The sequence below is a fragment of the Bradyrhizobium sp. A11 genome (assembly GCF_042077125.1).
In the GTDB taxonomy this organism is placed as follows: Bacteria; Pseudomonadota; Alphaproteobacteria; order Rhizobiales; family Xanthobacteraceae; genus Bradyrhizobium; species Bradyrhizobium japonicum_B.
On sequence record NZ_CP149509.1, the window covers coordinates 3,655,038 to 3,675,286 of the forward strand.

Here is a 20,249-nt window from a genome sequence, read left to right on the forward strand (position 1 = left end):
TCCGGAAGTGCGCAGCGGTTTTCCGGCAAGATCATGCTCAAACAAAAAGCTAGCGCGTCGCCAGCACCACCGCCGCCAGCGTGAAGATCAGCGCGGCGATCTGCCCTGCGCCGAGCGGCTCGCCCAGCGCGATCGCCGAGGCGACGACGCCGATGACAGGCACCGCCATGGTGCCGATCGCGGCGACCGAGGCCGGCAGCCGCGCCAATGCGGCGAACCAGCTGACATAGGCGATGCAGAACTGCACCACGGTCGAGTAGACCAGCAGCCACCAGCCGAGCGGCGTGACCTTGTCCAGATGCGTGGTCTCGACCAGGAGGCCGATGATCGAGATCGGCAGGCAGCCGATCCCGATCTGCCAGGCCGCGGCCGCGATCGGCGGCAGGTGGATCGGATACTTCTTGGAGAACACCGTGCCGACGGCGAAGCCGAACGCGCCGCCCAGCGCCATGATGATGCCCGGCAGCTTCTCGACGCTGGCGGCGATGCCGTTGCCGCCCATGATCGAGGCCAGGCCGACGAAGGCCATCACCAGCCCGAGCGTGCGCAGCAGCGTCGGCCGCTCGCCCAGCACCGGCCAGGCGATGATCGAGGCCCAGACCGGCATGGTGTAGGCGATCAGCGCCGCCTCGCTCGCCGGCAGCCAGAGCAGCGCCAGGCCCATCAGCACCATCCAGCCGGTGACGTTGAGCGCGGCGGAGGTGACGAGGCGCGGCCAGGTCGCGGCGTCCACATGCAGGCTCTGTCGGCGCATCACCGCCAGCGCCGCCAGCAGCACGGCGCCGAGCACGCCGGTGACCCCGCGCAAGGTCAGCGGCGGCAGCTCGGCGAGCAGGAATTTCGTCACCGGCCAGTTGAAGCCCCAGCCGATCGAGGTGATGGCGAGGAACATCAGGCCGGCCGGGGCGATGCGCGGCCGCGCATCCCGACGAGTCGAATCAAGCATGTGGGGTATCCGGCAAAATCGAGCTCAGCTTGGCGCGGATTCGCCGCCCAAGCCACCATCTCGGCGGGCATGCCTGCCCTCACCTTCCGTAGGGCTACGTGAGTCCTGCTGACGCAATCCCTCCGCCCAAAAATATACCTGCCCTGTGAACAGCGGGATGAAGCCTGCGCAGCATGATCAGATACAAATTTTTTCAGTTGGGAATCCGTGAGGACTCACTGATACTTGTCTCCACAGCAGGCGCGGCCAAGACCCCTGTTATCCCCCACAATCCACCATATTTAGTATTTGATTCAGGAACCCGCACTAGTTCTTGACGGGCGCAGCGGAGAGTCCTAGCTTTCGATCCGTTCGGCGCGAGTGAGTTTGCGTCCCGCCGGCACTCCCCCAAAGGGTCTCGCAAATCGGCACTCCGCCAGGCCAGCCAAAGGCAGCGGATGAGGGCTTGTCTGCCCGCGAAAGGCGGGCTCTTCGGGCGCCAGAATGGGCCGGCGACAGGCTCGGATGGCAAGGAAAGACGTCGTGACGGTGGGGCGTTGAACGCGTGTCGGGCTCATCCCCTTGGGGGCGGAGGGGCCTGGACAGGCAGGCGGGATGTCAGGTGCGCGCACCAGCCATCGCGTCGGGAGAACAAGGGCCGGGTCCACCGGCTGAACTGCGGAGCTCCAAGGCCGAACGGCCGAAGGCGCCGCGAACGAAATGTCGACCGGCACGCCTGAACGGAGGCGGGACCGGTCAAAACTTAAGGACGGGGCAAGACGATGCGGATTGAGCGGCGCCACACCACCCAGGGACAGTCACCTTACGCCGGGATCGATTTCCGGCTGACCACGTCGGAGATCAGGAATCCCGACGGCTCGGTCGTGTTCAAGCTCGACAATGTCGAGGTCCCCACGGAATGGTCGCAGGTCGCCTCCGACGTGCTCGCCCAGAAATATTTCCGCAAAGCCGGCGTTGCCGCGCGCCTGAAGAAGGTCGAGGAGGAATCCGTCCCCTCCTTCCTGTGGCGCTCCGTGCCCGACACCGAGGCCCTCGCCGCTCTCCCTGAGAAGGAGCGCTATGTCAGCGAGCTCAGCGCCAAGCAGGTGTTCGACCGCCTCGCCGGCTGCTGGACCTATTGGGGCTGGAAGGGCAAGTATTTCTCGTCCGACGAGGACGCCCAGGCCTTCTACGACGAGCTGCGCTACATGCTCGCGATGCAGATGGTCGCGCCGAACTCGCCGCAATGGTTCAACACCGGCCTGCACTGGGCCTATGGCATCGACGGCCCCGGCCAGGGCCATTATTACGTCGACCCCTTCACCGGCAAGCTGACCAAGTCCAAATCCGCCTACGAGCATCCGCAGCCGCACGCCTGCTTCATCCAGGGCGTCGGTGACGACCTCGTCAACGAAGGCGGCATCATGGACCTCTGGGTCCGCGAGGCCCGCCTGTTCAAATACGGCTCCGGCACCGGCTCCAACTTCTCGCGCCTGCGCGGCGAAGGCGAGAAGCTCTCCGGCGGCGGCCGCTCCAGCGGCCTGATGAGCTTCCTCAAGATCGGCGACCGCGCCGCCGGCGCGATCAAGAGCGGCGGCACCACGCGCCGCGCCGCCAAGATGGTCGTGGTCGACGTCGATCACCCCGACATCGAGACCTATATCGACTGGAAGGTGAAGGAGGAGCAGAAGGTCGCCGCCCTCGTCACCGGATCCAAGATCAACCAGAAGCACCTCAAGGCGGTGCTGAAGGCCTGCGTCAACTGCGAAGGCTCGGGCGATGATTGCTTCGACCCCGAGAAGAACCCGGCGCTCCGCCGCGAGATCAAGCTGGCCCGCCGCAGCCTGGTGCCCGACAATTACATCAAGCGCGTCATCCAGTTCGCCAAGCAAGGCTACAAGGACATCCAGTTCGACACCTACGACACCGACTGGGACTCTGAAGCCTACCTCACGGTCTCGGGCCAGAACTCCAACAACTCGGTCTCGCTGCGGGACGACTTCCTGCGCGCGGTCGAGACCGACGGCGACTGGAATCTCGTCGGACGCACGACGAAGAAGATCACCAAGACGCTGAAGGCGCGCGACCTCTGGGAGAAGATCGGCTACGCCGCCTGGGCCTCGGCCGATCCCGGCCTGCACTTCAACACCACCATGAACGACTGGCACACCTGCAAGGCGTCCGGCGACATCCGCGCCTCCAATCCGTGCTCGGAATACATGTTCCTGGACGACACGGCGTGCAACCTCGCCTCCGCCAACCTGCTGACGTTCTACAACATCGAGACCAAGCGCTTCGACGTCGAGGGCTATGAGCATCTCTGCCGGCTCTGGACCATCGTGCTCGAAATCTCGGTGATGATGGCGCAATTCCCGTCGAAGGCGATCGCCGAGCTCTCCTACGAGTTCCGCACGCTCGGCCTCGGCTACGCCAATATCGGCGGCCTCCTGATGACCATGGGCCTGCCCTACGACAGCAAGGAAGGCCGCGCGCTGTGCGGCGCCCTGACCGCCGTCATGACCGGCATCACCTACAAGACCTCGGCGGAGATTGCTTCCGAGCTCGGCACCTTCCCCGGCTACAAGAAGAACGCGGCGCATATGCTGCGCGTGATCCGCAACCACCGCCGCGCCGCCCATGGCCAGTCCAACGGCTACGAGGCACTCAGCGTCAACCCGGTGCCGCTCGACCTCGTCTCCTGCCCGCAGGCAGATCTCGTCAGCCACGCCCAGGCGGCCTGGGATGCGGCGCTTCAGCTCGGCGAGCAGCACGGCTATCGCAACGCCCAGACCACGGTGATCGCGCCGACCGGCACGATCGGCCTCGTGATGGATTGCGACACCACCGGCATCGAGCCCGACTTCGCCCTGGTCAAGTTCAAGAAGCTCGCCGGCGGCGGCTACTTCAAGATCATCAACCGCGCGGTCCCCGCAGCGCTGCGCGCGCTCGGCTATCGCGAAGCCGAGATCGCCGAGATCGAGGCCTACGCCGTCGGCCACGGCTCGCTCTCCAACGCGCCGGGCATCAACGCCTCGACCCTGAAGGCCAAGGGCTTCACCGATGAAGCCATCGCCAAGGTCGAGAAGGCGCTGCCGACCGCCTTCGACATCAAGTTCGCCTTCAACAAGTGGACCTTCGGCGAGGACTTCATCCGCGACCAGCTCGGCATCGGCGCCGAGGCGATCGCGGCCCCTGGCTTCGACCTGCTCCAGGCCGTCGGCTTCACCAAGCGCGAGATCGAGGCGGCCAACGTCCATATCTGCGGCGCGATGACGGTGGAAGGCGCCCCGCACCTCAAGGCCGAGCACTATCCGGTGTTCGACTGCGCCAACCCCTGCGGCAAGATCGGCAAGCGCTACCTCTCGGTCGAGAGCCACATCCGGATGATGGCGGCGGCTCAGCCCTTCATCTCGGGTGCGATCTCCAAGACCATCAACATGCCGAACGACGCCACGGTGGAGGATTGCAAGTCCGCCTACATGCTGTCGTGGAAGCTCGCGCTGAAGGCCAACGCGCTCTATCGCGACGGCTCCAAGCTCTCCCAGCCGCTCAACTCGCAGCTCATCAGCGACGATGAGGACGAGGACGACGCGGTCGACCATCTCTACGAGAAGCCGATGGCGGCGCGCACCGCCCAGGTCTCGGAGAAGATCGTCGAGAAGCTGGTCGAGCGCATCATCGTGATGCGCGAGCGCGAGAAGATGCCGGACCGCCGCAAGGGCTACACCCAGAAGGCGGTCGTCGGCGGCCACAAGGTGTACTTGCGCACCGGCGAGTACGACGACGGCCGTCTCGGCGAGATCTTCATCGACATGCACAAGGAAGGCGCGGCGCTGCGCTCCTTCATCAACAACTTCGCCATCGCGGTGTCGCTCGGCCTGCAATACGGCGTGCCGCTGGACGAATATGTCGACGCCTTCACCTTCACCCGCTTCGAGCCGGCGGGCCCCGTGCAGGGCAACGACAGCATCAAGTACGCGACCTCGATCCTCGACTATGTCTTCCGCGAGCTCGCGGTGAGCTACATGTCGCGCTTCGACCTCGCCCATGTCGACCCCAACGAGACCGGCTTCGACGCGCTCGGCAAGGGCGTCGATGAAGGCAAGGAGCCGGACGAGGACGGCGGCCACCACGCCACCCGCCTGGTCTCGCGCGGCCTCACCCGCTCGCGCACCGACAACCTGGTCGTGATGCGCGGCGGCTCAACCGCGGTCACGCAAGGAAACGACAGCGCGCCTAGCGGCGGCAGCAAGGTCACGGCGATGGCCTCGCACAGCGCGAGCGCCCGTGTCGGCGATGCCCTCGAAGGCGCCGTCGCGCTGAAGCAGGAAGTCCAGCACGACCTCTCCCCGACGGAGAAGCTGGAAGCCCTGCAGTGGAGCAAGGCCGGCAGCGCCGCGGTTGCGGTGCCCTCCAAGGCCGAGCGCCGTGCCGAAGCGAAGGCCAAGGGCTACGAGGGCGAGATGTGCTCAGAGTGCGGCAACTTCACGCTGGTGCGGAATGGGACCTGCATGAAGTGCGATACTTGCGGGAGCACGACGGGGTGTTCGTGACGCGGTAGAGCGTCCCGACGAACAAACGTTAGCCACGGGCACCACAAGGGGCGGCCAAGAGGCCGCCTCTTTACACGTTTCAGGTTGCCGTTTAGGCTGCCACATTCTTTGATTGCATTAAGAGAGTTGTGATGCGGGTATTCATGAGCTGGTCGGGAGAATTGAGCCGAGAGCTCGCTGAAGCCTTTCGAAATTGGCTCCCTAGCGCACTCCAATACGTCAAGCCTTATTTCACACCGGCAGATATAGAAAAGGGTTCGAAGTGGGCGACCGAGATATTTAAGGAACTTTCGGCATCGTCAATTTGCGTTTTGGTTCTGACCCGCGACAACCTGGCCAGCAATTGGATCATGTTTGAAGCTGGGGCAATTTCTACCACAATCGATCGAGCAAAGGTTTGCCCAGTAATTTTTGATCTGGAGGAGACAGACCTGCAAGGACCGCTCGCGCAATTTCAAGCGACAAGATTTTTCAAGGAGGACGTTCGCAAGCTATTCTTCACAATCAATGGCGCTGCTGCAGAACAAAAGCTGTCCGATAGCGTTGCAAGCGCGGTCTTTGAAAAATGGTGGCCGGACCTTGAGACTCAGATCACGAAAGTGATGAATGACCATAAGACTTCGAAATCGACCAAGGATGTTCGATCCGACCGAGATATAATTGAAGAGCTGCTACTCCTAACTCGAAAACTCTCGGAGGCTAGCGCCAAAACAAGCGCGGTCGAGGCGAAGCCGCAACCTATATTTGGAAGCGCAAATTATGAAACCAGCATTCACAAGCTGCTTGTAGGGCTTGCCAAAACATTTTTTGATTTAGGAGGATTCGAAAATGACGAACTAACAGCCATCAAGACCTCTGTGGATCGAGCAATCAATCAAGTGCAAAGACGCGTTTCGTCTGGAACTATACGCAAAGGTCTATCCGCCGATCTGACTGCGCTTTCATCCGAGATTGATGCATATATTCAAATTGAAACCGACGCCAAGGATGAAGCCGAATCTGAGCAGAATACCTAGGGCGGACAGGAAGGTATAAACCACCTCCTTCGTCTCCTTGCCGGCAAACAGAAGGTGCACCTCCAGCTGACCGACCGGTAAGCGCAGCCAAACCGATCTAGACCACTAGCGTCCGCTCCCGCGCCTTTCCAAAATGTGACTCCAACTTTCCATATCGTAGGCCACCGCTCGAACAAGCATCTTCCTTTAGATTGCGGTGACAGTGCACATAACTGGCCTGCAAATTTGGATTGAGTACACTGTCATCGTAATTCCTGACATGGGAACAAGCTTGCCTGAGAATTCGAAATCAGAGAGAGATCAGCGTGGCGCTGCATTCCACGAGGCTGGGCACGCCGTTGTAGCTTGGGCATTGGGATTGGCTGTAGAGCGCGTTGAGATAGCCATCAATGCTGACGATGCTAAAGGCGCTGCTGACATCGAGTACAACCCAGCGCTCGACCTCATCGATCAAATCGCTATCTGTGCAGCTGGTCTAGAGGCTCAGAGACTGTTCGATGCCCCTACGCATCACGGAGCCGGCTGGGGCGATTATGGTAAGATGGTGGAATTACTGGAAGACCGAGAGGAAGACAAACAGCTAGAAATGATGCACCGTGGGCGCGAACGCGCGTTTGATCTAATCTCACTGCACCGAGCAAAGGTTGATCGGTTGGCAATGGCAGTTATCGAGAAAAAATGCGTGGGAAAGGATGACATTGCAGCCCTTCTTGCGGACTGAGCTCGTGGAATGGGTAAAGCGGAACGACACCCATCATCGCAACTAAGACGGTGATGGGTTTCGCAAAGGCTCAGCCCATCTTACGCGCTGCGGAACTATGATTGGTTGCACCGAATAGACGAAATCCGGAATAGTTGAATCAGGAAGAAGTCGCTCGATGTCCATTCCCGATTATCAATCACTTATGCGCCCGCTGCTAGCGCTTGCATCTGATGGACGCGAGCAGAACATAAATGATGCTATCCATGGCATTGCAGAACAGCTGAAGCTAACTGCAGAAGAGCGAAGTCAGCTATTGCCAAGCGGGAAGCAGCCGATTTTTGCGAACAGAGTGCATTGGGCACGAACCTATCTAGACAAAGCTGGCGCGATTAAGCGGACGCGTCGATCTCACTTTGAGATTACTGAGCGCGGATCAAAGCTTCTTGCCGAAAACCCAACTCGAATCAGTGTGCAAGTGTTGAAGCAGTTTCCCGAGTTCATCGCATTCCAGGCGCCTAAGCCCAGTGCCGGGGTCGAGGAAAATGAGGCTTCCACTCCAGACGTCAGCAACGTTGATTTCAGTGAGTCTTCGGTCACTCCTGAGGAAGCCGTTCAGCAAGCAGAGACTCAAATCCTTGAGAGCCTCAAAGGCCAACTCTTAAATCGAATATGGGAGCTGTCACCGAGCTTTTTCGAGAGGTTAGTGGTCGACCTAATTGTCGCTATGGGCTACGGCGGCTCCAGAGCAAACGTAGTTCAAAGACTGGGTAAAAGCGGCGACGAGGGTATAGATGGCGTTGTAAATGAAGACCCGCTGGGTCTCGACGTAGTCTACATCCAGGCAAAGAGATATGCCGCGGACAATACGATCGGACGCGAGCGTATCCAGCAATTTGCCGGAGCGTTGGTGGGACAAGGCGCGTCGAAAGGCGTATTTGTAACGACCAGCTCATTTTCAAGAGGAGCCATCGAATACGCCTTGAAGGTACCCCAGAGAATAATCCTTATCGACGGTAAGGAACTAGCTCGGCTTATGGTTCAGTACGGTGTTGGGGTCCGGATAGAACGAACAGTTGAGCTAAAGAGAATTGATCTGGACTATTTTGATGAGGGCGATGAGTAACTACTACAGGGAACCATAGATCCCAACTCGGTCTATACCCCACTGAGATTGCCTTTGCGGTCGAGCCTTTCCCTCCTAAACTCCCAACCCCGCCGGCATGGGTTCGGACGGGCCCGGTAAACGCGGAGTCGAATTATGCCCAAACCGGAAAGCTTCCCGATCGAGAAGATCTTCGTTCAGACGAAGCAGAAGAAGGCCATCAAGCCCGAGATCGTCGCGGAGATCGCGGAAAGCATGCTGGACATCGGACAACAGACCCCCATTTCCGTTCGGCTCGACGGAGACCGCCTCATTCTGGTCGAGGGATTGCATCGGTTAGAGGCCTGCAAGGCGCTCGGCGAGACGACCATTCTCGGCGTTCTAGTCCCGGCCGAGCATGCTCAACCCAAGCCGCTGCTCGCGGAGCGACCCGAAGTCGAGGCAGAGCGCATCAAAATGGCGCGATTGAAACAGTTGCGCCTGGAGAAGGAAGCCGCGGAAGCATCGACGGCGGCCTCGAGAGGCAACGCGACGCAAGCGCCGCGCGCAGGTTCGACGAAGGGCCTGCGCAACAATCCGAAGGCCGCACCCGTCCGGATGGTGAAAGCGAAACCGAAATCATTGTCGGACTGGATCACGCAGCAGAAGGGCAGCGGCAGCCGGTATTGATGGTCGGGTTGTTGCCAAAGAAGCCGTTCGTAGGATGGATGGGCTGAGCCCCTTGCGAAACCCATCATTCCGCGACTGCTATCGATGGGTTTCGCTTCGCTCTACCCATCCTACGAGCTAAACTGGCTTTTCGGCCATATTGGCCATTATCGATTGGGTCGATCAAATCCACCTTGGCTCAATGAAATTCCTCGTCCTCTTCGTCGGCGCTCTCGCCATCTGCGTCCTCGCAGCCGGGGGCTTCGTCTACTGGAAATACATCCAGCTGTTTCCCGAGCCGTCGGCCGAGGTGGTACAGCTCACGCCGGAGAAGCGCGCGCTGCTGGAGCGATTGAGGCGGGAGACCAAATTTCAGCCTCATGGCTTTCCGCCCCTCGGCTATGCCGGCGCCGAAACGCCCGAAGAACGCAGGCGAGCAACGGACGCTGTCAACGGAGTCATTGACGCGGTTCTCGCCCAGCCAGACGGCCCCGTTCAGGCGCGCGAGGTCTCGCGCCTCATCGGGAAAGGCATGAGCCGGGTCTCCCAGCTTGCAACGGAGGATCGCGACCGGACCGGCGGCTATCTCATAGAGGTCTGGTACATCCTGGGCTTCAAGGGTGCGACCGGGCAATTCGCCTACGGCCCTTCTTACTCCAGAGCGGAGGGCTACAGTGAGCCACTTCCGCCGGGCTGGACTGCGGCCAATCAACCACGTCCGATAGATCCCAGATGCGAGGCCCCATGTTGAACTTCGAGCTGCCATGGCACGAGATCTTTGCTCCGACGCATTCGCTCATGGAAATGCTCGTGCGGGGCACCATCATGTATTTCGGCATCTTCGTGCTGATGCGCCTCATCCTGAAGCGGCAAACCGGCGGAATCAGCATCCCGGATGTGCTCCTCGTCGTGCTTCTGGCCGACGCCGCACAGAACGGCATGGCAGGCGAATACCGATCGATCACGGAAGGCCTGGTGCTCGTTGCCACCATTATCTTCTGGAACTTTGCCATCGATTGGCTCGGCTATCACGTGCCCTTCGTGGAGCGGCTTGTTCGGCCCCCGCCGCTGCTTCTGATCAAGAACGGAAAGGTCCTTCGCCGCCATTTGCGACAGGAGCTGGTGACGATGGATGAGTTGCTGAGCAAGCTCCGGGAAGAAGGCGTCGATAGCCCCGCGGACGTCATCGAGGCCTATATCGAAGGCGACGGCAACATCAGCGTGAAAAAGAAGGAAAAGTGACGCGCGAGGTCGCGGCGGCCGAGAGGAAAGCCATTCAGGAGATCCGAACGCCTTGGCCGAGATCGGCCATCTCTCGCTCGAGAATGAATCCTGAACTTTGCCTCTCCTCGCCGATCAACCCGATCGCCTCACGCCGCCTTCGCCTGCTCCGGCGACGCCGTCCCCATCCCACCGCGCGCATGGAGAGATCGAGCAGGCTCTCGCGCTCGTTCTGGCGCCAGCGCTCAAGTTCGGGGGCCGGCATCACACCGCGTCGAGATCTGAAGCTCCATCAACGCCATGCGCTGCAGGACCATGGGGTCCCGCTCGCCCTCCTTCGCGGTGCGGAGGATCGATTCCGCGATCGCCTGTACATGCGCGGAGCCGACCGGGGCAGGCAGCGACGCCACCGCCGCCTCCAGCGCAGCTTTCATGACGTCGATCGTTTCAGGCGAAAACGATGCATTCGAAAAATCTAGCATGGTGGCACCAATCCGGAGGTCACCGCGCGCCCCCATCTCGCCGGCGCGCGATGGCGCTTTGAACATGGGTCACCAGCGCCGCCCCCAGCTCCCGCGCCAGCTGCTTCCCCATCCACCGCCGCCGCGTAGCAGCCGGACCAGGAGGAGCAGCAGCACCGCGCCGATGGTGGCGTTGACGATCGCACTGATGATGCCGCTGCCAAGATGCACGCCGAGCTGAGGCAACAGCCAGCTGCCGACAAACGCGCCGAGGATTCCGACAATGATATCACCGACGATCCCAAAGCCGGTGCCGCGAACGATCTGGCCCGCCAGCCAGCCAGCGACGAGACCTACAAGCAGGATGACCAAAAGACTTTCGCTCGACATATGCATTTTGCTACCTCAATCGTTTGGTCCGAATGACGGTGGGTCTGCGCAAGCCGATCTGCGGCCGACCTGAATCGCATTGCCGCATCGCGCCGTCCGGACAGTTTTTTCCGATTGGTACGTTACGGAGTGCAAAGGCCTCGTGCCTCAGCCGCTCCAGCAAGGCGAATACGGTCTTTTTGTCGCTGCAGGGATTCAGGACCGGACGTTCGCTCCGGCTGCGCACCGGATCATCGGCTCAACAGGTGCAGGCGCCAACGGTTCCTCCGCACACAACTTATATTTGAATATGTCGTTGCGCCCGAGTCAGCGCCGGAAATGACACCGCGAACGTCACTGATTTTCCAGCTTTTTGCGGGTGTTTTCGAAACGTGGCATCGATCGCCATTAAACCATAAATAGAAACGGAACCTCCGCAGGTCGGACCCGTTTGCTCTCCATGGCCGACCTTCGTCGGCATCAATATTCAAATTGAATTGGAAAAAATCAGATGAAGCATACTTTGATGGCTTCGGTCGCCGTCGCAGCCCTGTTTGCAGCGACCGGTCTTGCGATGGCTCAAGGCGGAGCCAAGGGTGCGGAATCTCCCGCGGCCGTTTCGCCGAAAGCTGACAGCGCGGCACCGATGAATGCGCCCGCCGCAAAGGGCGCGCCCGATGCAAAGCACGTCGGTGACGCAAAGGTCGACGGCAAGCCGAAGGCCGCGGAAGGAATGGCCCCGCCGACCACGTCGAAGGACGTGAAGAATTCGCCTTCCGAAACAAAGTCGACCGCCGACAGCAAGGCGACCGGCGAGATGAAGGCCGATGGGAAGACCAAGGCGACCGATTCCGCCACCACATCGAAGGACCTGAAGACGCCGACCGCCGAGAGCAAGCCTGCCGCGCCGGAAGGCAAGACCACCGGCAATGCCGCGACCGCGGCAGTCGCCGCGCCTCCGGCCGAAAAGCGGACCCAGATCACTTCGGCCATCAAGCAGGTGAAGGTCGAGGAAGTCACCAACGTGAACTTCAACGTATCGATCGGCACCGTCGTCCCGACAAGCGTCCGTTATCATGCGTTGCCGAGCCGTATCGTCGAAATCTATCCGCAGTGGCGCGGATACGAGTTCATCCTTGTCAACGGCAGGTACGTCATCCTTCGTCCGCACACCCACGAGATCGTCTATATCATCGAGGGCTGAACATCCGACGGCTCACGCGCAAACCGGAAGGGCGGCCGATAGCCGCCCTTTCGTCGTTCTGCCCGAGGCGATCCACCTCACCTCGCCGATCAACCCGAACCTTACGCCGCTTTCGCCTGCTCCGGCGAAGCCGTCTCCATCGCGCGCATGTAGAGGTCGAGCAGGCTTTCGCGTTCGTCGCGCTCGTTCTTGTCTTCCTTGCGCAGCTTGATGATCTCCTTGAGGATCTTCACGTCGAACCCTTCGCCCTTGGCTTCCGCGAAGACTTCCTTCTTCTGCTCGCTGAGCTCCTGCATCTCGCTGTCGAGGTTCTCGATCCGCTCGACGAAGGAACGGATCTTGCCGCCGGGAATGGTGATGTCGGACATGGTGCCTCCTCGCTGACTGAGGTCGCGAAAATGCCCGCAAAGACATAACCAATGTGTTAACCTCGCCGCCCGCGCAGTGCCCTGTGGACAACGCCGAGGGAGCCGTTCCATGCCCGAGCTTCGCTTCGATGACGGTGCCGCCTATGAGCAGGTGATGGGCGTCTGGAGCCGTTCGGTCGGCGAGGTCTTTCTCGATTGGCTGAGGCCGAAGCAAGGGCTGCGCTGGATCGATGTCGGCTGCGGCAGCGGCGCCTTCACCGAGCTCATCGTGGCGCGCTGCGCGCCGCTCGACGTGCAGGCCATCGATCCCTCGGAGGGACAACTCGCCTTTGCCCGCTCGCGCCCCGGTGCGCGCGGCGCCGTGTTCCAGACCGGCGATGCCATGACACTGCCGTTTCCGGCCGCAAGCTTCGATGTCGCGGTGATGGCATTGGTGCTCGTGTTCGTGCCGGACCCGTCGAAAGGCGTCGCGGAATTGGCGCGGGTCGTTCGTCCCGGCGGCCTGGTTGCGACCTACATGTGGGACATGCTGGGCGGCGGATTTCCGCTCGATCCGATCCTCGACGAGATGCGCGCGATGGAATTGGCGCCGACGCGTCCGCCGCATATGGAGGTGTCCAGCCTCGCGGCGCTTCAGGACTTCTGGCGCGCGGCCGGACTGCTAGAGATCGCGACCCGCGAGATCATTGTGCAGCGGACGTTTGCCGGTTTCGACGAATTCTGGAACGTGGAGACGAAATCCCCCTCCATCGCGCCTGTGATCGCGGCCATGCCGGCGGCCGACGTCACCGCGCTTATGCAGCGCGTGAGGGCGCGACTGCCCGCTGATGCGGACGGAAGCATCACCTACAGCGCCCGCGCACACGCCATCAGCGGCCGCAAGCCGGGCTGAAAATGTAGAGAATTACACTGCGCTTGCGCGGCACTGTAGGCTGGGCAAAGCGACTTGTCCGCCGTAGCTCGAAGAGCGAAGGCGGAAGCGTGCCCACGACCTTGATCATGTCGGAGACAATGCGTGGGCACGGCGCAAGCGCACCTGCGCCCACCTCACGAATTGTCGTGACCTACCACCAATACGGCCAGCGCCAGCCCTCGTAGCGCACATACGACGGCACCAGCGGCGGGCCGTAGGGATCGACCTTGTCGTCCTCGGGGCGATAGCGATAGCGCGGAACGATGTTGTAATCCCACGGCGTCGGCCTCAGCACGGGCGCGGTGACGATGAGCCGCTCTTGCGGGGCGCGAACGACGACGGCCTTGCGGGGCTTCGCCTCGGCACTGGAGGTTGCAAGGCTGCACAGCACCAGGGCGGTTCCGAGCGCGCAGGCGGTGGTTATTCTTGTCATGCGTTGTCTCCTTTGCAGCGAAGAGTGCAAAAGGATGTCAGGCAAGGCAAGCGAATTTCGCGCGAGCTTTTGCGCGGCCGTCCTTCGAGACGCCCGCTTGGGCGGGCTCCTCGGGATGAGAGCGGAGTGCGCGGCAACAGGTTCGGCAGGCGCGATTGCCGCTCAGCCTCATTCACGCGCGCGGCGCAGCGCCTCCTGCAGCTTCATCCGCTGCTTGTCCCATCGCGACTGTTCCGCTTCAGAGCGCTCGTCGAGCGCGGCGCGGGCGGCGTCGATCTCCTCCGCCTTCGCCTCGTGCTCGCGCCGCGCTTTGTCCAGCGCGGCTTCCGCTGCGGCGACGGCCTTGTCGCGGCGCGCGCGCGCCTTGGCGCGGGCGGCCTCCTCCTTGCGGCGCGCGGCCTCGCGCTGGCGCTCCTGCTTCTCGAACGCCGCCGCGGCCTTGCGGGCCGCCTGCTCGTCGACCTTGCGCGACGGCGTCTTTGCGGACTTGGCGGACTTCTTTGCGGTCTTGGCCGGACGCTTGCCGGATTTTCGCCTGGGCCTGGAATCGTCCTCGGCAAGATCGGTCGGCAGCTCGGCGCTTTCGGTGAAGGGACCGTCGGATCCGACCGGGCGCCTGAGCACGACGCCCGGCTTCGCCAGCGTCGCCGCGACGATGTCGGGGTCATCGGTCTCCTTCGCGGCGCCCTGATGGAACAGATTGGAGCTGGCGCCCCAGGCCTCGAGCGCCGCCTTCATCGAGGGCGCCGCGATGGCCTGGTCGTAAAAGCCGAGCGAGGTCTGATAGGTCTTCAGCTTCCGTGTCGGTTTGCTTGTCGCTCGTTTTGCCATGCCGCCCCGATTGTCGTCCCGAACTACGAACTCTCCAGCAGCGCATCGTATCCCTTTGCGCTGAACGCCAGCAGGCAGAAGCCGTGCCCGAACGGATCGGCCAGCATCGCGATCCTTCCATAGGGCGCATCGCGCGCCGGCACCTCCAGGACCGCACCGGCCCGCAGCGCGCGTTCGACGGCTGCATCGACATTCTCGACGACGACGTCGACATGCACCGGCGTCCAGTGCCGGGCGTAGCGGCGGCGATCGCCGCCAGCGCCGACCGTGCCGGCCTGCTTGGTCAGAAGATAGACCGGCGCCGGCCAGCCGAGCAGCTCGACGAAGCCGGTGCCGAAGCGGCGGCCGACCGTGAGGCCGAAGGCTTCGGTGTAGAAGCTGGTGGCTTGCTCGATATCGGGGACGTCGATGTTGAGAAGGAAGCTCATGTCGGACTCGCTGCGCGGTTGCGTCGCAAGCCTAGCCCGGAAGGCGCGTCAACGTCATCCGGGATGATGCCGCTGCTTTGCCCGACGCCGCAACCAGATTTCGGCGCAGCCGAAAACGCGAGCCTTATCAAGGCCCGCTCTACTGTGCATGGGGTTGTTTTCGCAAAAATCGTGTCGGCCGAGTCGGCGAGGTGCTCACCTGCGCCTGAGGCTGAGGATATAGGCCGACAGCACGTCCGCCTGCTCCGGTGAGATCACGAGGTTCGGCATGTTGTGGTGGCTGGTGCGCCAGAACACCTTGAGCGCCAGCGCGGTGGTGCCGCTGCGGTCAGCGATGGCCTGGAAGCTCGGGGCTTCGTCGAACCATCCGGCCATGCCCGGCTCGACCGCGTGACAGCTCTGGCACCATGCCTGCGCCAGGCGATGCCCCTCGGCGACCGCGCGCGGGCCGGACCGCGGCGCGCCCGCGGCGGTGTGGACCACGCTGAACAGGAACAGCAGCGACAACGCGATCAGGAGAGCGATGCCGAGATAGATTCGAGCACTATGCGACATCGCCCAACCTCACCGTGATTGAATCATGGAGCCAGCCTAGATTTGCACGGCAAGGCCAGTTTGATCTGCGTCAAGGACGGCGCCGATCAGGGCTCGCGTCTGCGCAGGAACCGCCGCCGCGTCCTCAGCACGTCACGAGATCGGTGTGGCCGAATCCCTTGGAGTAATCGAGCAGCGAGATCACCGTCGGTGTGAGACGGATCAGCCGCACCTCGGAAGGCTTCGGCACCGAGAGGCCGGAGGCCTTCTGCTCGGGATAACGCGCCATCAACAGCGCGATCGCCTTCTCGGCCTCGGCCGGGTCGGTCACGGCCACCGCCCGCGCCGCCATGGAGACGCCGGTGATCTCCATCACTTGCGCCGGGTCCTCGTCGATCGCCAGCGACACGCGGTCGTCGCGCGACAGGTTCTGCGCCTTCTGGCTGTCGATGCCGCAGAGGAAGTAGATGGTGAAACCTTCGTTGGCGTAGCCGACCGTCGTCACTTGCGGCCAACCGTCCGGGCGCACGGTTGCGATCCGCATCGTGCGGTGCTGGTCCAGCAAGGCCTGGATCTTTCGTCTGAGAGTGTCGTCCATCGCACTGCCTCCGGTGGTCATTGCCGGAAAAAGATACGATCCCCGCGCGCGATGCCGTTGACGCAGCTCAACCCGCGCGCGCGACATTGGCTCATCGATCATGCCGCTCGCCAGCGTCGAGGCGAATGCATAAGCTCGCGCTCAGGCGACGTCAGGAGGCATCATCATCATGAACGGCAATCGCTATTACGGCGTGCGCGTCGAGGGCGCGAAATACGGCGTCGGCTTCGGCTCGGCGCTCGCCATCGCGATCTCCTATGCCGACAACCATTCGATCCTGTGGGCGATCATCCACGGCATCCTGGGTTGGCTCTACGTGATCTTCGTCGCGCTGTTTCGGTGATATCGCACCGGCAGGCGATGGTCGGCCGCGCCGTCGGCAGCTTTCCCTTGCTTTCCTGTTCCCGGCCCCTACGGTCGCGCCGCGAACGTGAGACGAGCAAAGGGTTAGACGAGACTTGCCATGACCGACGCGATGAAATGCCCCGCCTGCAACTCCGAGCACGCCTATCAGGACCGCGATCTCTGGGTCTGCCCGGAGTGCGGCCATGAATGGAGCGGCGCGGCGGAGACGGCCGCGGAGAGTACTCCGGATGCCGGCGTGCGCGATGCCAACGGCAATGCGCTCGCCGACGGCGACAGCGTCATCGTCATCAAGGATCTCAAGATCAAGGGCTCGTCCTCGGTGGTCAAGGGCGGCACCAAGGTGCGCAACATCCGCCTCCAGGAAGCCAGCGACGGCCACAACATCGCCTGCAAGATCGACGGCATCGGCGCCATGAACTTGAAGTCGGAGTTCGTCAGGAAGGCGTAGCGGCGGACGTCCGCCGAGGCGGCGGATCCCGCCTCTCCGCGGAACCCACCTGCCTTCATGACTTGTCAGTTCAGCGGGCAGCGCCCGTGGTGACGTTGGCGGTCGTCAGCTTGCGCGGGCCGAGGACGTTGGTCTGGTGAACCGAGGCGACCGTGGTCGGTGCAGCAGCCTGCTGCTCGACATGGGCGGCGCCGAGAACGCGAACCTGCAAGGGCGAGACCGCAAATCCGTTGGTCTCGTAAGTCGGCAGCTCGGCGGCGAAAGCCACGGTGCTGCCCGCGATCGTCAGGATGGCGGCGGCGATCGACAAAGTTTTCTTGTTCATTGGTGATGCTCCGGAAGTGGAAGAGTCGGAGCATATTTAGGCCGACTTTGCTGCATTGCGACATGCTTTGTCGCATTGCAACATCGCGTCCGGCGCATGGCAATATATTTAATGTGTCCAAGGCCTTGGCCAAATCACGCTCGCCGCGACATGCGCATCGGCGGATGGTGCTCAGCCACCGAGCACGTTGCCCCAGCCATCGAACAGATAGGTTTTCCAGGCCACCGTTCCCTCGGGGCCCGGCCGGCTGGCCCGCTTGTAATCGTCGGCCTGGTCAGCCGTCCAGGTGATGATCGTGTCCGTGAGGCGGTCGTGCAGGATGGCGGGTTCGGTGGGATCGAAGGCGTCCATGGGACGAAGCGAGGTATGCGTCATGGCCGACCAAACGTGCCAGCCGCAACAAAGTTGCCGCGACGCGGCGATCAGGCTGCTTTCGTGGAACCGGCGTTGCGCCTCAGCAACAGTGCTGCGAAAAGCCCATTTTTGCCGATTTGCGCCATTGCGCTGCCACACGGCGCTCCGAACAATCGACGTACTGCGTGCCTTTTCCGTGCAAGACTGTTTGCGTCAGGCTGTTTGCATCATGACTGTCCGGACAAGACGGGTTCGGGCAGAACCGTTTGGAGGCAGGGATCATGAACGATCGGCAGTCTCTTCTGGTGGCGGTCACATGCCCCTCGGCCGTGCTCGCCGGCTGGCTGGCGCTCTCCCTCTCCGCCTATGCCCCTGCTCTCATCGAGAACAGCGGTGCCAATGCGGCTGCCGTCTCGCGCGCCAAAGATCTTGTCAAGGATGTCAGCCGGCTCGACCTCGCCGACGTGCCCCGCGCTGCGACGATCGAGGACGGCATCGCCTTGACCGCCGACATCGCGGCTGCCGTGGCCGCGGCACCGGCTCCCACGAGCGAAGCAGCACCTGAGACGCCCGCTCCCGCCATCAAGCTCGCCTCGGCCGATCCGGCGCTGATCCTGCCGGTGGAGGCGCCGCCGGCGTTGCAGATTTCGCCCGAGCCGGAGCCCGTCGTCGGCGAGGCTGCCCCGGTCGCTGTGCCGGAGCCCATCAAGCTTGCCTCGGCCGATCCCACCGAGATCGTGACGACGGACGCGCTGTCCCCCGCGGCGATCGCCAGCGGCCCGGTCACGCCCGCGAGCAAGCCATCGCCGCCGGCCGACACCGTCGCCGTGCTCGACGAATGCTTCGTTATGGAGGCCTGCGTCGACCGCTATCTCTGGGCGCTCTATCAGCGCACCGCCAAGGAAGACACGATCAAGGTCCAGGAGCGCCGCGCCGTCACGATCAAGCGCAAGGGCAAGACGGTCACGGTGATGCGCAACTTCACCAAGCTGGTCGATCAGGACTTCACCTGGAAGGATCCGAAGGCGGCCGAGCACGCCGGCATGTCGATGATGGACTACGTCATCGGCGGCATGGACAAGAGCTTCAAGCTGAAGCTGTTCCGCACGCTGCTCGCCGCGGAGGCCGCCGGCCTCTCGCCCGGCATCACCAGCGCGTTCCGCGACGATTATCGCCAGTCGATCGCGAGCGGCCTGAAGGCCGCTTCCGACCGGTCCTATCACGGCGGCAGCTTGCGCGGCGGCTACGGCCACGGCATGGCGGCCGACATCGTCAGCACGCAAGGCAACAACCGTGCGCAGCGCTGGGTCTCGACCGAAATCCTGTGGAAGTGGGTCGACGCCAACGGCAAGGCGTATGGCATCGGCCGGCCCTATCTCGGCCGCGATCCGCCGCATGTCGGTCCCATCGACGGCAAGGAGTACATCTCGCGCCGCGGCACCGGCGACGGCAAGCAAGTCGCCAGCGTGAAGCCCAAGCAGGCGGTGCGTGCCGCATCGCATGCCAAGCCGCCAAAGGCCCAGGTCGCGCGCGAGCAGAAGAGTCCGGCCAAGCCGCAGAAGTCGGCGCAATCGGCCGGCAAGCCCGCGACCTGAAGCCGTTACGGCGCGCATCCCGGCGCCGGCAGCGGCACCAGCCGCATCTCGGCCGTGCCGGCGTCCTGTGTGCGCACCAGCACCGCAAAGATGGTGTCGACCGCAAGCCGCACCGCTGCCTCCGTCGCCTGGCCCTTGGCCAAATGTGCCGCGATCAGGCCGGTGAGCAGATCGCCGGTGCCGTAAGGCCGGATCGGCAGGCGCGAAGTCGCAAAGCGCGACAATTGCCCGCCGGCGCACAGGATCGTCTCCACCTGCCCTGCCGCCGTATCGGCGAGCGTGCAGCCGGTCGCGACGACGTCGATGCGGCCGGTCCCCGCCAGCGCCACACACGCCGCGCGCAGGCCCTGCGCATCCGCGATCGTGAGGCCGGAAAGCAGCTCGAGCTCGAACTGGTTCGGCGTCGTCAGCTTCGCCGCCGGCAGCAGCCGGTGCCGGACCACGTCCAAAATGCCGTCGGCGACATACACGCGGCCGTCATCGCCGATCACGGGATCGCAGAGATAGACGAGTTTCGGATTCCGCGTCAGTGCCCGCTCGACGAAATCGGCGATCACGGCGGCATTGCCCGGTGAGCCGAGATAGCCGGTCACGAGCACGGCGGCCTCGTCGACCAGCCCGCGCTCCTCGACACCCCTCAGGAGATCGGCGACGAGCTCGGTCTCCAGCACCCGGCCGCGCAGGCTCGGATAGCGCGGATGGTTGGACAGCAGCGTCGTCGGCACCGCCGCAACGTTCACGCCCTCCGCCTGCATCGCATAGGCGGCCGCGCTGTTGCCGACATGACCGTGAACCACCTGGCTTTGAATGGAGATGACAAGCATGAAAAGCTCCGTACGGACAAACGTCCGGCG

General features: G+C 62.8%; 24 protein-coding genes. 12 read left to right on the top strand and 12 right to left on the bottom strand.

What is annotated here, in order from left to right; translation table 11 throughout:
• Positions 1–49 precede the first annotated feature (49 nt).
• Complete coding sequence (locus tag WI560_RS16920) at positions 50–946, bottom strand: DMT family transporter (RefSeq protein ID WP_375304108.1); 897 nt, start codon at positions 944–946, stop codon at positions 50–52.
• A 761-nt stretch (positions 947–1,707) separates the two neighbouring features.
• Here WI560_RS16920 and WI560_RS16925 point away from each other — a divergent pair.
• The 7 genes from WI560_RS16925 (at position 1,708) to WI560_RS16955 (ending at position 10,189) form a co-directional block, all read left to right on the top strand.
• Positions 1,708–5,478, top strand: coding sequence for a vitamin B12-dependent ribonucleotide reductase (locus WI560_RS16925; protein WP_375304109.1), 3,771 nt, complete (start codon positions 1,708–1,710; stop codon positions 5,476–5,478).
• Between the two features lie 131 nt (positions 5,479–5,609).
• The gene (locus WI560_RS16930) at positions 5,610–6,494 is read left to right on the top strand and encodes a toll/interleukin-1 receptor domain-containing protein (protein ID WP_375304110.1); all 885 of its coding nucleotides are present in this window, start codon (positions 5,610–5,612) and stop codon (positions 6,492–6,494) included.
• A gap of 271 nt (positions 6,495–6,765) precedes the next feature.
• Entirely contained in the window at positions 6,766–7,215 is a 450-nt protein-coding gene (locus WI560_RS16935) for a hypothetical protein (RefSeq protein WP_375304111.1), read from the top strand.
• 157 nt (positions 7,216–7,372) lie between these two features.
• Positions 7,373–8,320, top strand: coding sequence for a restriction endonuclease (locus tag WI560_RS16940; RefSeq protein WP_375304112.1), 948 nt, complete (start codon positions 7,373–7,375; stop codon positions 8,318–8,320).
• A 135-nt stretch (positions 8,321–8,455) separates the two neighbouring features.
• Entirely contained in the window at positions 8,456–8,968 is a 513-nt protein-coding gene (locus WI560_RS16945) for a ParB N-terminal domain-containing protein (protein ID WP_375304113.1), read from the top strand.
• Positions 8,969–9,107: 139 nt separating this feature from the next.
• Complete coding sequence (locus WI560_RS16950; protein WP_375304114.1) at positions 9,108–9,698, top strand: hypothetical protein; 591 nt, start codon at positions 9,108–9,110, stop codon at positions 9,696–9,698.
• Positions 9,692–10,189 (top strand): DUF421 domain-containing protein, encoded by a 498-nt coding sequence (locus WI560_RS16955; protein WP_375304115.1) that lies wholly within the window; start codon positions 9,692–9,694, stop codon positions 10,187–10,189. The genes WI560_RS16950 and WI560_RS16955 overlap by 7 nt, the downstream gene beginning before the upstream one ends.
• A gap of 224 nt (positions 10,190–10,413) precedes the next feature.
• Here WI560_RS16955 and WI560_RS16960 read toward each other — a convergent pair whose 3' ends face one another.
• The gene (locus tag WI560_RS16960; RefSeq protein ID WP_375308856.1) at positions 10,414–10,650 is read right to left on the bottom strand and encodes a hypothetical protein; all 237 of its coding nucleotides are present in this window, start codon (positions 10,648–10,650) and stop codon (positions 10,414–10,416) included.
• Positions 10,651–10,719: 69 nt separating this feature from the next.
• The gene (locus WI560_RS16965) at positions 10,720–11,025 is read right to left on the bottom strand and encodes a GlsB/YeaQ/YmgE family stress response membrane protein (RefSeq protein ID WP_375304116.1); all 306 of its coding nucleotides are present in this window, start codon (positions 11,023–11,025) and stop codon (positions 10,720–10,722) included.
• 484 nt (positions 11,026–11,509) lie between these two features.
• On the opposite strand from WI560_RS16965, the gene WI560_RS16970 reads away from it, so the two are divergent.
• A complete protein-coding gene (locus WI560_RS16970; protein WP_375304117.1) occupies positions 11,510–12,202 on the top strand; it encodes a DUF1236 domain-containing protein in 693 nt (230 codons plus the stop codon).
• Between the two features lie 101 nt (positions 12,203–12,303).
• On the opposite strand, the gene WI560_RS16975 is transcribed toward WI560_RS16970, so the two are convergent.
• Positions 12,304–12,570 (bottom strand): DUF2312 domain-containing protein, encoded by a 267-nt coding sequence (locus tag WI560_RS16975; RefSeq protein ID WP_025575662.1) that lies wholly within the window; start codon positions 12,568–12,570, stop codon positions 12,304–12,306.
• Between the two features lie 109 nt (positions 12,571–12,679).
• Here WI560_RS16975 and WI560_RS16980 point away from each other — a divergent pair, with 109 nt between their 5' ends.
• On the top strand, positions 12,680–13,462 hold the full coding sequence (locus WI560_RS16980; RefSeq protein ID WP_375304118.1) for a class I SAM-dependent methyltransferase: 783 nt from the start codon (positions 12,680–12,682) through the stop codon (positions 13,460–13,462).
• 172 nt (positions 13,463–13,634) lie between these two features.
• Here WI560_RS16980 and WI560_RS16985 read toward each other — a convergent pair whose 3' ends face one another.
• The 5 genes from WI560_RS16985 to WI560_RS17005 form a co-directional block, all read right to left on the bottom strand.
• Complete coding sequence (locus tag WI560_RS16985) at positions 13,635–13,916, bottom strand: hypothetical protein (RefSeq protein WP_375304119.1); 282 nt, start codon at positions 13,914–13,916, stop codon at positions 13,635–13,637.
• A gap of 168 nt (positions 13,917–14,084) precedes the next feature.
• Positions 14,085–14,747, bottom strand: coding sequence for a cell envelope biogenesis protein TolA (locus WI560_RS16990; RefSeq protein ID WP_375304120.1), 663 nt, complete (start codon positions 14,745–14,747; stop codon positions 14,085–14,087).
• 23 nt (positions 14,748–14,770) lie between these two features.
• Positions 14,771–15,175, bottom strand: coding sequence for a VOC family protein (locus tag WI560_RS16995; protein WP_375304121.1), 405 nt, complete (start codon positions 15,173–15,175; stop codon positions 14,771–14,773).
• Between the two features lie 195 nt (positions 15,176–15,370).
• Entirely contained in the window at positions 15,371–15,730 is a 360-nt protein-coding gene (locus tag WI560_RS17000) for a c-type cytochrome (RefSeq protein ID WP_375304122.1), read from the bottom strand.
• Positions 15,731–15,854: 124 nt separating this feature from the next.
• Complete coding sequence (locus tag WI560_RS17005; protein ID WP_375304123.1) at positions 15,855–16,307, bottom strand: pyridoxamine 5'-phosphate oxidase family protein; 453 nt, start codon at positions 16,305–16,307, stop codon at positions 15,855–15,857.
• 169 nt (positions 16,308–16,476) lie between these two features.
• Between WI560_RS17005 and WI560_RS17010 the strand changes: the two genes are divergently transcribed.
• Both WI560_RS17010 and WI560_RS17015 read left to right on the top strand, forming a co-directional pair.
• Entirely contained in the window at positions 16,477–16,650 is a 174-nt protein-coding gene (locus tag WI560_RS17010; RefSeq protein ID WP_164718698.1) for a hypothetical protein, read from the top strand.
• 120 nt (positions 16,651–16,770) lie between these two features.
• Positions 16,771–17,121, top strand: a complete 351-nt coding sequence (locus WI560_RS17015) for a zinc ribbon domain-containing protein YjdM (RefSeq protein WP_375304124.1) — start codon at positions 16,771–16,773, stop codon at positions 17,119–17,121.
• A 70-nt stretch (positions 17,122–17,191) separates the two neighbouring features.
• Here the strand turns inward: WI560_RS17015 and WI560_RS17020 are convergent, their stop codons facing one another.
• Positions 17,192–17,446 carry a hypothetical protein gene (locus WI560_RS17020; protein WP_375304125.1) on the bottom strand — a complete coding sequence of 85 codons (255 nt, stop codon included), beginning with the start codon at positions 17,444–17,446 and terminating at the stop codon, positions 17,192–17,194.
• Positions 17,447–17,617: 171 nt separating this feature from the next.
• On the bottom strand, positions 17,618–17,959 hold the full coding sequence (locus WI560_RS17025) for a hypothetical protein (RefSeq protein WP_375304126.1): 342 nt from the start codon (positions 17,957–17,959) through the stop codon (positions 17,618–17,620).
• A gap of 122 nt (positions 17,960–18,081) precedes the next feature.
• On the opposite strand from WI560_RS17025, the gene WI560_RS17030 reads away from it, so the two are divergent.
• Positions 18,082–19,395 carry a hypothetical protein gene (locus WI560_RS17030; RefSeq protein ID WP_375304127.1) on the top strand — a complete coding sequence of 438 codons (1,314 nt, stop codon included), beginning with the start codon at positions 18,082–18,084 and terminating at the stop codon, positions 19,393–19,395.
• 5 nt (positions 19,396–19,400) lie between these two features.
• On the opposite strand, the gene pdxY is transcribed toward WI560_RS17030, so the two are convergent.
• On the bottom strand, positions 19,401–20,219 hold the full coding sequence (gene pdxY, locus WI560_RS17035) for a pyridoxal kinase (RefSeq protein WP_375304128.1): 819 nt from the start codon (positions 20,217–20,219) through the stop codon (positions 19,401–19,403).
• Positions 20,220–20,249 lie beyond the last annotated feature (30 nt).